Source organism: Deltaproteobacteria bacterium (genome assembly GCA_016208165.1).
GTDB lineage: Bacteria > Desulfobacterota > Desulfarculia > JACQYL01 > JACQYL01 > JACQYL01.
On the sequence record JACQYL010000108.1, the window covers coordinates 1 to 14252 of the forward strand.

At 54.2% G+C, this 14252-nt stretch carries 13 protein-coding genes; 6 read left to right on the forward strand and 7 right to left on the reverse strand.

The annotated features are described in order from the left end of the window. Window positions 1-125: 125 nt before the first annotated feature. The 4 genes from HY788_19555 to HY788_19570 all read right to left on the reverse strand — a co-directional run bounded on the left by HY788_19555 (window position 126) and on the right by HY788_19570 (window position 4728). Complete coding sequence (locus HY788_19555; GenBank protein MBI4776344.1) at window positions 126-1022, reverse strand: branched-chain amino acid ABC transporter permease; 897 nt, start codon at window positions 1020-1022, stop codon at window positions 126-128. 313 nt (window positions 1023-1335) lie between these two features. Beyond that, on the reverse strand, window positions 1336-3138 hold the full coding sequence (locus tag HY788_19560) for an AMP-binding protein (GenBank protein ID MBI4776345.1): 1803 nt from the start codon (window positions 3136-3138) through the stop codon (window positions 1336-1338). Between the two features lie 8 nt (window positions 3139-3146). Further along, on the reverse strand, window positions 3147-3923 hold the full coding sequence (locus tag HY788_19565) for an ABC transporter ATP-binding protein (protein MBI4776346.1): 777 nt from the start codon (window positions 3921-3923) through the stop codon (window positions 3147-3149). 10 nt (window positions 3924-3933) lie between these two features. Continuing rightward, window positions 3934-4728: an ABC transporter ATP-binding protein gene (locus tag HY788_19570; protein ID MBI4776347.1), complete on the reverse strand. Its 795-nt coding sequence runs from the start codon at window positions 4726-4728 to the stop codon at window positions 3934-3936. A 948-nt stretch (window positions 4729-5676) separates the two neighbouring features. Here HY788_19570 and HY788_19575 point away from each other — a divergent pair. Both HY788_19575 and HY788_19580 read left to right on the forward strand, forming a co-directional pair. Further along, a complete protein-coding gene (locus HY788_19575) occupies window positions 5677-7764 on the forward strand; it encodes an acetate--CoA ligase family protein (protein MBI4776348.1) in 2088 nt (695 codons plus the stop codon). 300 nt (window positions 7765-8064) lie between these two features. After that, on the forward strand, window positions 8065-8364 hold the full coding sequence (locus HY788_19580) for a hypothetical protein (protein MBI4776349.1): 300 nt from the start codon (window positions 8065-8067) through the stop codon (window positions 8362-8364). Window positions 8365-8684: 320 nt separating this feature from the next. Here the strand turns inward: HY788_19580 and HY788_19585 are convergent, their stop codons facing one another. From HY788_19585 to HY788_19595, 3 genes are all read right to left on the reverse strand, one after another. After that, window positions 8685-9041 (reverse strand): prepilin-type N-terminal cleavage/methylation domain-containing protein, encoded by a 357-nt coding sequence (locus tag HY788_19585; protein MBI4776350.1) that lies wholly within the window; start codon window positions 9039-9041, stop codon window positions 8685-8687. Window positions 9042-9506: 465 nt separating this feature from the next. Continuing rightward, window positions 9507-9863 carry a prepilin-type N-terminal cleavage/methylation domain-containing protein gene (locus tag HY788_19590; GenBank protein MBI4776351.1) on the reverse strand — a complete coding sequence of 119 codons (357 nt, stop codon included), beginning with the start codon at window positions 9861-9863 and terminating at the stop codon, window positions 9507-9509. Between the two features lie 254 nt (window positions 9864-10117). Next, window positions 10118-10822, reverse strand: coding sequence for a Bax inhibitor-1/YccA family protein (locus tag HY788_19595; GenBank protein MBI4776352.1), 705 nt, complete (start codon window positions 10820-10822; stop codon window positions 10118-10120). Between the two features lie 534 nt (window positions 10823-11356). On the opposite strand from HY788_19595, the gene HY788_19600 reads away from it, so the two are divergent. From HY788_19600 to HY788_19615, 4 genes are all read left to right on the forward strand, one after another. Next, window positions 11357-11863: a PilZ domain-containing protein gene (locus tag HY788_19600; GenBank protein MBI4776353.1), complete on the forward strand. Its 507-nt coding sequence runs from the start codon at window positions 11357-11359 to the stop codon at window positions 11861-11863. A 131-nt stretch (window positions 11864-11994) separates the two neighbouring features. After that, entirely contained in the window at window positions 11995-12969 is a 975-nt protein-coding gene (locus HY788_19605; GenBank protein MBI4776354.1) for a hypothetical protein, read from the forward strand. A gap of 120 nt (window positions 12970-13089) precedes the next feature. Further along, on the forward strand, window positions 13090-13878 hold the full coding sequence (locus tag HY788_19610) for an HDOD domain-containing protein (protein MBI4776355.1): 789 nt from the start codon (window positions 13090-13092) through the stop codon (window positions 13876-13878). Next, the coding region (locus HY788_19615; protein MBI4776356.1) for a hypothetical protein at window positions 13859-14252 on the forward strand (394 nt) is incomplete at its 3' end. The genes HY788_19610 and HY788_19615, both read left to right, overlap by 20 nt.

Sequence of the window (14252 nt, forward strand, 5' to 3'; positions counted from 1 at the left end):
AGAAAGGGAAGGAGGACGAGCGCCACAATGAACGCCCCCAGCCAGCATTTGCTCCAGATGGTGCGGAATATCATGATATCTTCATGATAGCTTTCGCTGAAGGTTTTGCTCCGTATGGCCATGGCCTACACCCTTTCCACTTCTTCCTGGCCGAACAGGCCATATGGTCGGATCATGAGGACCAGGAAGAGAACGGCAAAGGGCGTGACATCTTTGACGCCTCCGCCGATGATCTGGTCGAGGTACCCTCCTGCCAGGTTCTCGATAATGCCGATGGCGATGCCTCCGATGATGGCCCCGGGCACGCTCTGGAGCCCCCCCAATATCACGGCGGGAAAGGCGCTGATGGCGGTAAACGTGATTCCCACATTGAGCACCATCACGTTTGCCAGAAATACCCCGGCCACACCGGCAATAACAAAGGACAGGGCCCAGGTCAGCGCAAAGACCTTCCTGATATTCACTCCCATCAACGTGGCCGTGTCCTGGTCGTTCGCCGTGGCGCGCATGCCGAGCCCCAGGCGGGCGAACTTGAAGAAAATCAGGAAACCCACCATCAGCCCGAACGAGACGATCATGGTCCAGAAATGGGTGTGGGAGAGCACGATGCCGCCCAGATGGAGAGGCTCTTTCGGAAATGGGTTGGGGAACACCTGGTTGTCATGCCCGAAAAGGATTCCCGACAGACTTCGCAGAAATATGCTGAGCCCGATGGTGATCATGACCACTGAAAAGACGGGCTCTCCCAGCATGGGCCTGAGCAGCAGGCGTTCAGCGATCATGCCGAGTATGGCCACAATGGCCAGAGTCGCCGGGAACGCCAGCCAGAATGGTAAGCCCAAACGGGTGACGAAATAGAAAGCGATAAAGGCCGCGATCATGATAATCTCGCCCTGGGCGAAATTGATGACACCGGTGGCTTTGAAAATCAGCACGAATCCCAAGGCGATCAGGGCATATAGACTTCCCACCGCAATACCGCTGACCACCAGCTCGAGGAAATAGCTTGTGGCGCTATGCACGTCTTCCTCCCTGACCCGGTTAGGTTCCGTCGAGGGGGCCCCCGGTCGGGACACCCACGGCCTGCCCAGGCGTCCGGGCTCTTACGAACCGATGTTATTGAAAACCGAGCCGGTCTGTGGAAGTTCACTCATAACAGCCCGTTGAAAAAGCCGGGTTGTTACAGGCCGTTCAAAAACGATGAGATGCAAGGCGCGCAAATCCCGAGGAATGAGACGTAGATAGAGTACGTCGCAGTGACGAGGGATGAAGAGCAACGCCGCAGATCGCGTTTTTCAACAGCCTGATAAGAACAACTTTAGCCCAAGACCGGATTCAATACAGTTCATCAATCAGTTTCTTGAATTTCTTCTCGATGGTGCTCCGCCGCACCTTCATGGTGGCGGTGACTTCATCGTCATCCTGGTCCAACTCCTTGGTCAGGATCTTGAATTTCCGCACCTGTTCGACTCGCGCCAACTGCTCGTTGACCCGATCCACTTCCGACTGAAGGAGTTTATACACGTCAGGGTTCTCCGCCAGACTCTTGTACGTAGTATAGGGGATTCCACGTTCCCGGGCCCAGTCTGACACGTTTTCCAGCTCGAGCTGGATCAGCGCGGACAGGTATTTTCGTCCGTCTCCCACTATGATCGCCTCGTTGATATAGGGACTGAACTTGAGTTTGTTTTCGATTTCGGAAGGAGCGATATTCTTTCCGTACGCGTTGATAATCAAGTCTTTTTTGCGATCCACGATCTCGAGTTGACCGTCTTCGGCTATGCGCCCCACATCACCGGTATTGAGCCAACAGCCTTCTGAAAATGCCTCGTCCGTGAGTTCGGGCTGGCGATAGTAGCCCTTAAACACCTGGTCTCCCCGCAACAGGATCTCTCCGTCCCCGGCCAATTTGAGTTCGATTCCCGGAATGGGTTTTCCCACTCGGCCGACCCGTATCTCCTTGGAGTCCGGTATCACGCAGACACCCGCGCACTCGGTCATGCCGAAGCATTCCCTTATGGGCACACCGATTCCATGGTAGAAGCGGAGAAGCTCGTCCGAGAGCGGGGCGGCCCCGCTGACAAAAATCCGGCCGTTTAAAAGACCGAGTTGATTCTTAAGAGATCGGAACAGCATCAGATGCGCGAAGCCGTTGAGCAGCTTCCAGTGCAGCGGGAGGGTCCGGCCCTGCAATTGTATCTCCGCCGTTTTTCTTCCAATGGGCATGATGGCGTTGAATACCCAACGCTTCAGGAACACGGCGTCTTTAATTCTGATATGAATACTCGTATGCATTTTTTCCCAGATTCGGGGAACCGTGAGAAAGGCGGTGGGCGAGATGTCCCGGAGGTCCTCCTGGAGGGTTTGCACGCTTTCGGCGAAATTCACCGTGCATCCCGCGAACATGGGGTAGATCATGGAAAAGCTGCGCTCGGCAATATGGCAGAGAGGCAGGGCGGAAACAAAACTGTCGGTTTCATCGAACTTCAATACGGAAGAAAGGCCCTCGATCATGGAGAGCATGTTACGGTGAGTGATCATGGCGCCTTTGGGTACGCCCGTGGTGCCCGATGTGTAGACCATGATGGCGACGTCGTCCGGACGGGTGGCCTCGACCATGGAATCGAATTCGTCGGGATCGGCTTCGTGCCGGGTCCGACCGAGGCCCTCGACGTCCTCAAAGCTGATGATCATGGGATCCGTGTATCTTCGGAGGCCCTTCATATCGATAACAATGATTCGCTTGAGCCGGGGGAGATCGTCTTTAATTTCCAGCACCTTGTCTACTTGTTCCTGGTCCTTGCAAACCACGAAACTCGATTCGGAGTTGTCCAGCACGTATTTGACCTGCTGGGCCACGTTGGTGGGATAAACGCCCACGGCGAAGGCCCTCGATGATTGAGCGGCCAGGTCCGCGTAGAGCCATTCCGGACAATTGTCCCCGAGTATGGATACCTTGTCCTGGTTTTGCTCGATCCCCAACTCCTTCAGCCCCAGGGCAAAATCGCGCACATGATTCCAGTAGGCGTTCCAGGATATCCGCTGCCAGATACCGAGATCCTTCTCGCGCAAGGCCACGCGGTTTCCGTAACGGGCCACGTTGAGTTTGAAGAGCTTGGGTATGGTCATATCCCGCACGCTACGGTTCAGCCCCATAACTCGTCCTCTTTGCCCAAATACGCTTCAATGACGGCGGGATCGGCTTGAACTTCGTCAGGCGTCCCTTCGGCGATCTTGACGCCAAAATCCAGAACCGTCACTCTGTCGGCGATGTCCATTACAACGCCCATATCGTGCTCGACCATCAGGATGGTGACCCCGAGTTCGTCCCTGATGTCCAGTATGAAGCGGGCGATGTCTTCGGTCTCTTCGACGTTCATGCCGGCCACGGGTTCGTCCAGAAGCAGGATCCTGGGCTTCATGGCCAGGGCTCGACCCAGTTCCACGCGTTTCTGTATGCCGTAAGGAAGGGCTCCCACCGGTTTTTTTCGGACTTTTTCGATCTCGAGGAAGTCGATGATCTCTTCGATGCGCAAGCGATGCTCGACCTCATCACGCAATGCCCCTCCGAAAAACAAGGCCCCGGCCACCACCCCGGTGCGCATAAGCACGTGACGCCCCAAAAGCAGGTTCTCGATCACAGTCATGTTCTTGAACAGCTCGATGTTTTGAAACGTGCGGGCCACTCCCCGGGCGGCCACCCGGTGCGGCTTCAGTCCGGTAAGCCGTTTTCCTTCGAACACGACCTCGCCCCGAGAAGGGCGGTAGACGCCGCTGATGACGTTAAAGCAGGAGGTCTTGCCCGCACCGTTGGGACCGATGATGGCGTGAACGGCTCCCTCGGCCACCTCGAGGTTGACTTCCTGCAAGGCCACAATGCCGCCGAAGTTGAGGCTTACGTCTCTGATCTCGAGTTGAGCCATGCCTCTCCCTCTAAGACAACCAACGCTTCCGGCGCTTGTAGTGTTTCACATCGGCGTAACTTTTGCGGCCGGCGTCCTCGGCCACTCCCAGGTAGAACTCTTTCACATCTTCGTTCTCCATGAGCAGTTCGCACGGTCCGTCGAGAACGATTTTGCCGTTTTCCATGATGTAGCCGTATGATGAGAATTTGAGCGCCAGTCTTGCGTTTTGCTCCACCAGTAGAAGAGCGGCGTTCCGTTCCCGATTGATGCGCTTGAGAATCTTGAATATGCTTTGCACCAACAGGGGCGCCAGTCCCAGGGAGGGTTCATCCAGCATGATGAGTTCCGGGGATGACATGAACGCCCGGCCCACCGCGAGCATTTGTTGCTCGCCGCCCGAGAGGTATACGGATCGTTGATGGGCGCGATCCTCGAGCACCGGGAAGTAGTGAAACACCGCCTCGAGGTCCGCCTTGGCATGCTCTCGATTCGAGCGTGTGTAAGAGCCTATCACCAGGTTCTCGAGAACCGTCAACTCGTCGAAGATGCGCCGTCCTTCCGGCACCATGCTGACTCCCATGCGGACGATGACGTCCGGGTCCAGGCCGTGTATGAACTTCTGCTTGAAGGAAATAGACCCGGCTTCCAACCGGCCGGACTGAAGACTCAGAACGCCGGAAACGGCCTTGAGGGTCGTTGTCTTGCCCGCTCCATTGGCGCCCAGAAGAGCCACTATCCCTTGCGGAGGCACCTGCAGCGAAATGCCTTTCAACACTAAAATAACGTCGTTATAGACGACTTCGATATTGTTGACTTCGAGCATCCGGCACTCCCGTAGGGCGTCCATGCGGCTCCCGATTTGCTCCGGGGACCTCGGTGCACGAGGTCGAACGGGATACTCGTGCCCTTGCCGCCAAGGATCCGCCCTTTTGCCAACGCAGAATGAATCCGTGATGAAGCGCGACAGTACTGTATGTCAGGATGTTTGATAGAAGGATGGCATCGGAGAACCCTTAACCTTGCTCTATTGCACAAGGTGGGGCGAGTAAACAGGGCGTAACAAGCTTACATTCGTTGGGACCCGTTATAAGGCACAGCCTTCGCTCCGTCCAACCCGGTGTATGTTGTCGTTAAGAACGGCCCACAGAGGGAACCTCAATCAACTCGATCGGATCGATCGAGGCCCGCGTTTGAGCGCTTCGAATACATTTATTTCAGTGCGGACTCTCCGGCCAATCCGGAACGCGCGAAGCCCTTCGCAAGAGGAAGCTTCTGTAGAGTCCGGAAGGTACGCTGCGCCACGGCCGCAAAGAGAAAAAACTCGGCTCGCTCCTATTGCGAATGGTCGATATAAATCGGCCACCCGCAACGGATGTCACTTCCACCTGTCCGGCCGATTCCGACGACCGGAAAAGGCTTCAGGGCTGCGATATCGATCTTCTATATACCGCTTCGCCACTGCGTCATGTCAAGACCTCTCTTTTGGCGGCGCCTATTCCTCCTCCTTTCTTCGTTGCGTGGGACCGCGCCTATCCCCGGCCGCCGCAGCGGAGCCGATACGAATCCGCCGCGCCTGCTTCTGTTGAAGCGCGACTTCATGTCGCAAAAGGATCGGCTTCCCTGCATCTGGTCCGAATTTCCGGTTGTTCTCGTGCTTGGTGTGACCGCCGGAGGGGTCTTGCTTTTTATATAATCGTAAGTTGTTGCTTTAACTCACTTTGTGATCTATTCTGCCACCATAACTCTTAAACAAAGGTAAACGGGGAAAACGATGGATAAAGTCTTCAATCCGGCATCGATAGCCATCATCGGTCTTTCGTCGAAGCCGAATAACATCCCAAGACTGACGTTGGAAAACATGCTGCGCTGGGGGTATCGAGGACGCATTTTCGGCGTCAATCCCCGGAGTGAGGATACGTATGTGGACGGCATTCGCATGTACAAAGAAATCGAAGGCCTTCCGGAAGCGCCGGATTTGGTCTACGCGTTGATCCCGGCCAAATTCGTCCCCGAAATGATCGAACGGTGCGGCAAAATAGGCGTCAAACGCATGGCGATTCCCAGCGGAGGATTCAATGAATTCGGTGATCAAGGCCATTCTCTGGCCGAATTGGCGCTTCAGAAGGCGCGGGAGTACGGCATTCGCTTCGTCGGTCCCAACGGTTTAACAGTGGCCAATACCTCCAACGGGTTGTGCTTTCCCTTTGCTCCTTTGATCAAACCGCCGCGCGGAGGGATCTCCATCATATCGCAGAGCGGCGGTATCGGATTGATGATCATTAATTTTCTGAAAGACGAAAATCTCGGCATGGCCAAATTTGCCAGTATCGGCAACAAGCTGGATCTGAATGAAGTCGATTTTTTGACCTATTTCGGACAGGACGCCGAGACCACTATTATTTTCATGTACTTGGAAAGTATCAGCGATGGTCTGGGGCTCGTAAGAGCCGCCCGGAAAATCCATAAGCCCATCGTCATCTATAAAGCCAATACCACCGACTCCGGAAGCAAGGCAGCCATGAGCCATACAGCCGCCATAAGCAATGATGATGACATCATCGAATCCGTTTTCGAGCAATCCGGGATCATCCGCATTCATCATTTTTATGATTTCCTGGCGATAGCCAAGGCGTTTCAGCTGCCGCCCTTAAAGGGCAACCGCATCATGGTCATGAGCCCCGCCGGTGGAGTTTCGGTGATGATGGCGGATCTGTGCGAAAAAGCGGGATTTGCTTTTGCGGATCCCGGTGAAGCATTTTACCGGGGTCTCCAAAGCTACAGCAATGCAGGCGTTATTCGTTTTTCCAATCCTTTGGATATGGGTGATATTTACGATCCAAGGCTGATTGCCCATGTCATCTGCAGTGTCATGCATTCCGACCAGGTTGACGGCGCTTTCTATGTGAGCTTTACGCCCCGTTTCCCCCCGGGTGAGAGCGTGTTCCGCACACTTTTTCGGACGGATCTGTCGACAGAAGCATGGGGTACGATTCTATCTTCCGGCAAACCCTTGGGCAGTTGTCTTGCCAGCCCGGGCCTGTCCAATTTCAAACAAGCCATCAATGTCCCTATCTTTAACAGTCCGGAAGAACTTGTGCGGGCGATGTCCCTTCAAATGAAATATCATTTGCATGCAAGCGCCCCTCGACCGGCGGCTGAACGACCAACGGACATCGAAAGCGACGCCGCCCGACAATGGGTGAGGAAGCATGGCGGTTCCACGGGTGAAGAAGCCCTTGAATTGCTGGCCCATTACGGCATCCCGACCGTGGCATCCTACAGCGCGCGCGGTCAAGTTGAAGCGGTTGCACTGGCTGAGAAGGTCGGGTACCCGGTCGTCATGAAAGTCATTTCAAAAGACGCCCTTCATAAATCGGATGTAGAAGGGGTTATAGTCGGGCTAGCTGACGAACAACAGGTGAAGGAGGCCTTTGTTTCGATTCGTTCGAATCTTTTCCGCCACAAACCTGATGCCTCGTTCGAAGGGGTCCGGATTCAACCGATGGCCGGCGGCGGACACGATCTTTTTATCGGTGGCAAGCATGACGCGTCCTTTGGTCCGATTATCATTTTCGGTCTTGGCGGAATCTTCATTGAACTGTTCCGAGACACGGCCAATCTTCTCTGTCCCGCTTCAAAAAGGGCTATCCGGGATCGCTTGAAGCTGCTCAAGGCGCATAAGCTTCTGCAGGGAATACGCGGGCAATCCGAAGGCGATGTGGATTCCTTTGTCCATATAATTCAGAGAGTGTCCCTGCTAATGGCGGATTTTCCGCAAATACGAGAGCTGGATATCAATCCGCTCCGCGTATTCGCTAAAGGCGCGCTGGCATTGGATGTGCGATTACGCATCGAATAAAGAGCCTTTCCCTGGCCCCTTCCGCTCTGGCGCAGCGGATGACCGAATATTCTTATTTCCGTGAGGTATGCATGGTCACTTATCGATGACAATCGATGCGGATGCTCGAAGAAAGCACTAAACCTTTTGAACTCCGTGCCGATATAGAGAGTAAGTAGGTGACCCCTACCGGATCATTCACCCGCCAAAACGATAGAATTGTACTTAAGATCGTGGCCTTGCCGGAGCGGATCTCGCGATCTCGGGAGTGGAAGAGTCCGCCGGCGCGCAGGAATCCGAACACGGATGGGAGAATCTGAGATGTTGGACGAAGATATCCTTAGAGCCAAACTGTCAGAGACTGAAATACGATACAGCCTGGAGGTATGTGGGCTGTGCGGCGCCCCGGTCAACAAAGAGACCGGCTATTTCGTTGACATCATCGGGTACGTTTGCGCCTATTGTTACGCCAAGACAAAGACCTATTTGATGTATAAGTGCATGTTCTGCCAATCCGCCGGTTTCGGAGATAAGAAGAGCATCGCGGAGCAGGAGGATGACATTTTGTTGCTGCTTTCCTGCCCGCTGTGCCACGAGCCTCTCAACAAACTTCCGCTGTAGTAATCGACCGACACGGCGGTTCGAGCGCGAGCCGCTTGGAGACCCGCCGGGGTCGAATCGTTCAGCCCCTGCCCGAAATCCGGGAACATCCATGATGCCGCCCGAATGATCGCCGTCCGATCACCCGCACCATTGTATCCTCAGTAGTCTCGTACGAGCGCAGGCTCTTCTTTCCTTCACTCGCCCCGGCTTCACCCACGACTGATGATCGCAGGCCTGCGCCGATCCCGAGACGGGAAAAACAAAAAAAGAAGGGGCCCCTTTTGAGGGCCCCTTCTTTTCCGCGGCACTTGGTAGAGTGTGATGCGGCCTGCTCGATTTTACCAGTGGAAACCGGACGTGTCGTAGGAGAACGTACCCTGAGAGCAGTTGGAGGAAGTACCGGTGACCGTGCTGCTCGGATCGCCGCTGACCGTCGCGCCCTGGGTCGGGCGATAACCGGAAGTCACGAGGTCGCTCTCGCCGCTGGCGTACGCGTCGTTGGTTGCGAAGTAGGCTTCCTGGGCGCTCACATAGTTGCGAACCGCGGATTCAACCCGGGCGCAATACGCTTTTTCCCTGTATCCCATGTACTGGGGGACGGCGATGGCGGCCAGGATACCGATGATGGCTACCACGATCATCAATTCAACCAGTGTAAAACCTTTTTCTCTCTTGCTTGCCAATTTCTTTAACATGTTTTGCCCTCCTTAAGGATTTTTCGATTTTGAGGTGAATGAAAGCAAGGCGTATGCCAAGTTTGTGGTCAATATATAACTATTGGATATTGCTGCATTAAAATATTATTTCCCATTTTTGAATGTCCGTTCCGAGCGCCTTACCGTGACAAATTTTGGCATAAAGCATACAAAATATGATAGGCGACGTCGAAAAATGACAAAGTCTCACAACGAATGACAGGTCCACATCGATGAGGAGGAAACCTTCCGGGCATCGACGCTTTGGCATGCACCGGGGAGGCCGTCATCGCCGCATGAATGGGACGGTGTGAGGCGGAAGCGTCTGAAGCCCGGAGCGTCTTGGAGAATGTCCTAATGGGTGAACGGATGTCGGTACCTCGGCTCCGGACGGAAGAGCAAAAAAAGAGAAGAGCCCCTCGGGGCTCCTCTTTGTCGGTAGAGTGTTATGCGGTCCTGTTGATTTTACCAGTGGAAGCCGGACGTGTCGTAGGAGAATGTACCCTGAGAACAGTTGGAGGAAGTACCGGTGACCGTGCTGCTCGGATCGCCGCTGACCGTCGCGCCCTGGGTCGGGCGATAACCGGAAGTGACGAGGTCGCTCTCACCGCTGGCGTACGCGTCGTTGGTTGCGAAGTAGGCTTCCTGCGCGCTCACATAGTTGCGAACCGCGGATTCAACCCGGGCGCAATACGCTTTTTCCCTGTATCCCATGTACTGGGGGACGGCGATGGCGGCCAGGATACCGATGATGGCTACCACGATCATCAATTCAACCAGTGTAAAACCCTTTTCTTTCTTTCCTGCCAGTTTCTTTAACATTTTGTATCCTCCTTAAAGATTATGTTGTATGGCTATGTATGAAAGCAAGGTCCGTGCCATATGTACCAGTATTCGATAATAGATTGATATTATTAGGCTAAATCGGAAACAGGGGTCGGTCGAAACCTGAGCCTTTTCCCAAACAGGACAAACTTTGGTGCTGAAGGAGCAAAAAACGGCAGCTCAGGAAAGAAAAAGGCCACCCCCGGGGGAACCGGTTGGGCGGCCTGGTTAAACCGTGTAGATTCGGAGCGCTAGTCTCTGGATCCTCCGAATATGCGAAGCATCATCAGGAAGAGGTTGATAAAGTCCAGATACAGCGAAAGGGCTCCCAGGATGGCTCCTTTTCGTTGTGCGTCCGACGCCAACCCCGCCGGTCTGGAGAGGGCCATTTCCTTGATGCGCTGGGTATCGTATGCGGTGAGTCCGACAAACACGATAACGCCGATGTAACTGATGATCATGGTCATGGCGCTGGACTTGATGAACAGATTGACCAGAGAAGCAATGATAATTCCCACCAGCCCCATGAAAAGGAAACCGCCCACAGAGGTCAGGTCGCGTTTGGTGGTCATACCATACACACTACACACGGCAAACGTACCTGCGGTAATGAAGAACACGCGGGCAACGGATGCGCCCGAGTAAACGATAAAGATGAAAGAAAGCGTGGCTCCGTTCAGTGCAGAGTAGAGCAAGAACAGGCCCGTGGCGGTCTGGGCGCTCATCTTCGTTATCCGACCGCTTATGCTGAAGACGAGCACCAGTTCACCGATGATCAATCCCCAGAACATCAGCTGATTGCCAAAGATGAATTTCAACAACGGCTCGCTGTGGGCTACGTAAAAAGCGACGATGCCCGTGAGTCCGAGTCCCAGAGCCATCCAGTTGTAAACGCTGCGCACGAAATCGTTTACCAGAACCTGACTTCGATCACGAGGAATTGAAACAGTTTGCATAACGCATATCTCCCTATACGATTTTTGTCTTGACCTTTAGAACGCCCCTGCCCAAGGAAGGTTTACTCCCAATTGCGGTCGTTTCACATGCTCGTAGAGCCCCCGCCGGCCGCCGCTGATCCGAAACCGGTCCAACACCCGGGGTTTTCACGCGAAGAGCGAACGTACCTCCCAACAAAATCGCTAGCGCCTTCCTCATACCGCCGGAACTGTTGGCCGAGCAGACTCACCCTTTATTTTCTATAAGATCTACGCCTTCAATTTTCAAGCCTTCCCCGCAAGCAATCCGTTTTGTGGATTGTTTTTTTTCGCTCCGGATCGGTTCGATACGATTTGAGGTAGCGGCCGATGATCTTTTTCGTTTGCTTTCTCCTCATTCGAGCGCGGGTCTGAATTCAAATCAGTTCGGAAGAAAACAACGATTCCTTTTTTCTTGATTTGTCATGCAACTTATGACAATCATATATATGTTATTATGGTATTAAGGATATAGCGACATCGAGACTGAACGGAGTGACGGGGAGGGAGAGCGCCGTGCCTTACGATCCTGTATATTCCTTCCGGATGCCTGTGGGAATTCGAGAAGCCCTGGAAAGAATCGCCCGGAAAGAGCGAAGATCGCTTGCTTCGCTGATACTTAAAATCATCACCGACTATCTGGATGACCATGGCGTAGCCTGGATCATGGACGCCAAGGACGAAAAGCGAAAATTCGCACGCCGAAAACTGTTGCTTCCCGTCAACTGGAAACGGAGGGGAAGCGACGAGCTGAACACCGCCATTGCACGGGACATCAGCGTGGGAGGCCTCTACATGGAATGCCGCCAGCCGGCAAAGATACCCGAGTGGGATGCCGAAAGTGGTCTGCCCGAGATCGATCTCTATATACAACACGCGATGATGCCGAATCCGATTCACATCCCCTGCATCATGACTCGTGTCAATGTGAATCCCCAAACGGTAGGGATCAGTGTCGAGTTCGAAAAACTGTCCGATACGAACAGAATGCTTTTGGAGGAACTTTTCATAAAGACCGCATGAGCGGGTTTCCCGATTACGGCTCAAACAACTACTTGGGCGGCATCCTGCCAAAGGGAGCCGCCCTTGGCATGGTCTGAGCCGGGTGTCGCACCATGGAGCCCGTTCCGTCCGGCGAGCAAGGAAGATCGATTATGAAGCTCATGTGGAGATGCCCCATCATGATGGAGGCTTTAAAGAAACAGACCAATTCCTGCTCGGCATTGGTTCGCAGCCAGTTTGAAGCAGGGGGGATTCGGCTGAAGTCCGATTTTCAGCTGCCGGAGCCCTGGACCGGTCTGGATCCGGAAAACATACCCGTTCTGTGCGGCCGCAGGCGGATACCTCTGCTCTTTTTGGTGGACTCGGCGCCGTTTCGGAGAGAGGAACCGGATGTTCCCACCTTGAGCCATGACTTCGCATCGTACCACAGTTTTTACACCCGCCGTTTCGCCTCTCGTTTGGGAGAATTCGAGCTTCCGGTAAAGGGCCGACGGGTGCACACGTTCGGGCACGTAGAGATCCGGTCTTCCGAGGGAAAGGGCGAGGAAGAAGATTTCATTTACTACGAGCCCAAAGCGGAAGGAGACTCGGAAGGCACAGTACACCGACAGTGGACCGGCCTGGCGAGGTTAACGAAACGCCTCCTGGACAAATCGACCCTCCTGGAACTGGGATACGCGGACTTCGCCGGCCTATTAGGAAAACACGCGGTGATCATGCCTCTGGCCCACTGCAAAGCCGCGGCCCCGGAAATGGTCCCGGGCGCGATTCCCGCATGCGTCAAGGAACACACGTTTCGCATGCTGGGATCGTTCGATCCGAGGCTGATCGTGGCGCTGGGCCGAAGGACGCTCGATGGACTGTCGCGCTCGGGATTGTTATCTGCCGGGAAATCCGGACGGACGAGCAAAATCGAGGATAAACCCATACACATGGAGACTTTGGACTTGGGAAAGGAACAGGACGTACCCATCGTGTACGGATCCGAGTTTGAGAAGGCCTTTCTTGCTGAGGAGGCATCCGGTCCGTCGCCACTGATTTCACCGCAGGTCCTGAGCATCGTTCGTACATTGATGGTCTTTGGAGCTATAAAAGAGCCGGCGATGGGCGCGTTCGAAAAGGATTAGCTGCAGTTGCAGGATGTCTTGAGTTCATTGGGAATCCCAGGAAAGGAAAGAGCCAAAGCGTTTGTTTTGAAAGGTTCTCCTGCTTTATACTCTGTGTAAATTCTTGCACCGGTGAAATCCATGCTCGAAGGCGACATATTGTATTCCATCGAAACGCTTCCGCCGTTTTCCGAGACGTCGCGGCGTGTTGTCGAAATCCTCGGTGATCCGGATAGATCGCTTCCGGATATCGTTGATGTCATTAAATACGACCAGTCGATAACCGCCAATCTTTTGAGAATGTGCAACTCCGCTTACTTTGGGTTCGTGCGAAAGGTCACTTCCCTCGAACAGGCCGTCTCGCTCATGGGACACCAGACGGTGCTGGAACTGGCGATGATCAGCGGATCCTTGACCTACTACAATCAGGGCATCCCCGGATATCGTGTGGAGGGCAGGGGAATGCTGCGACACTCCATTTCGTGCGCGCTCTTATCTCAAATTCTGGGGGGAAAGAAAGAGAGAACAGGCGCGTCCATCCTTTTCACCGCCGGACTCCTTCACGATATTGGCAAAGTGGTTTTGAGTTCGTTGGTTCGCGATCGTTTCGTCGAGATCTTAAACCTGGTGGAAGAAGAGAACTACTCGTTCGTGGAGGCCGAGCGCGAAGTGCTGGGCATGGACCATGCCCAGGTCGGAGGGGAAGTGGCCAGGAAATGGGGACTACCCGAGACGATCCGGAACCCTATCGCCGGGCACCACGATTTTGAGCGCGTTCGACAGGGAGATTGGAACACGATCGTCATCTACATATTTTTCTGTTCGATAGTTGAAAAATCAAATACACAAAGGACCCGTCCATCTGGTGCTTTTGGGAGTGGTGCATCGGGATCCCTCTGGACGGGCTCGTTTGTCCCGGTTGTTGCCTGATCTGAATCCCAAACTGATCTCCGTGGAAATGAGTCCCCTGGCGCTGATGTTTCGAAGGAAGCGCGGCAGAGAGCTTCTAGGCGCCCTCCATCTCAACCTTCGCGATCTAGCCTCTTCGCACGGCAAGAGCCTGAGCCAATTACTGGAAAAGGGCTGTATCGAAGGCATCGTCCGCCAAATCGAGTTACCGTACGAGTACACGGCGAGTATCGACTTTGCCAACGAGGCGGGGCTCCCGGTGGTGTGCGTGGACGATTCCGTCAGTTCGAAACCGAAGCTTTCTTCATTTGACGAGATGGTATCCATGAAGAACCTCGAAACCCTCCAATCGCTCGACTTCCCGTCTCACTCGGAGCAGGTGCGGCGCCAATACG

Coding starts and splice junctions, on each gene's coding strand:
- HY788_19590 (MBI4776351.1), bottom strand. CDS start 9,863: ATGTTAAAGAAACTGGCAGGAAAGAAAGAAAAGGGTTTTACACTGGTT.
- HY788_19580 (MBI4776349.1), top strand. CDS start 8,065: ATGTTGGACGAAGATATCCTTAGAGCCAAACTGTCAGAGACTGAAATA.
- HY788_19610 (MBI4776355.1), top strand. CDS start 13,090: ATGCTCGAAGGCGACATATTGTATTCCATCGAAACGCTTCCGCCGTTT.
- HY788_19585 (MBI4776350.1), bottom strand. CDS start 9,041: ATGTTAAAGAAATTGGCAAGCAAGAGAGAAAAAGGTTTTACACTGGTT.
- HY788_19575 (MBI4776348.1), top strand. CDS start 5,677: ATGGATAAAGTCTTCAATCCGGCATCGATAGCCATCATCGGTCTTTCG.
- HY788_19570 (MBI4776347.1), bottom strand. CDS start 4,728: ATGCTCGAAGTCAACAATATCGAAGTCGTCTATAACGACGTTATTTTA.
- HY788_19595 (MBI4776352.1), bottom strand. CDS start 10,822: ATGCAAACTGTTTCAATTCCTCGTGATCGAAGTCAGGTTCTGGTAAAC.
- HY788_19565 (MBI4776346.1), bottom strand. CDS start 3,923: ATGGCTCAACTCGAGATCAGAGACGTAAGCCTCAACTTCGGCGGCATT.
- HY788_19605 (MBI4776354.1), top strand. CDS start 11,995: ATGAAGCTCATGTGGAGATGCCCCATCATGATGGAGGCTTTAAAGAAA.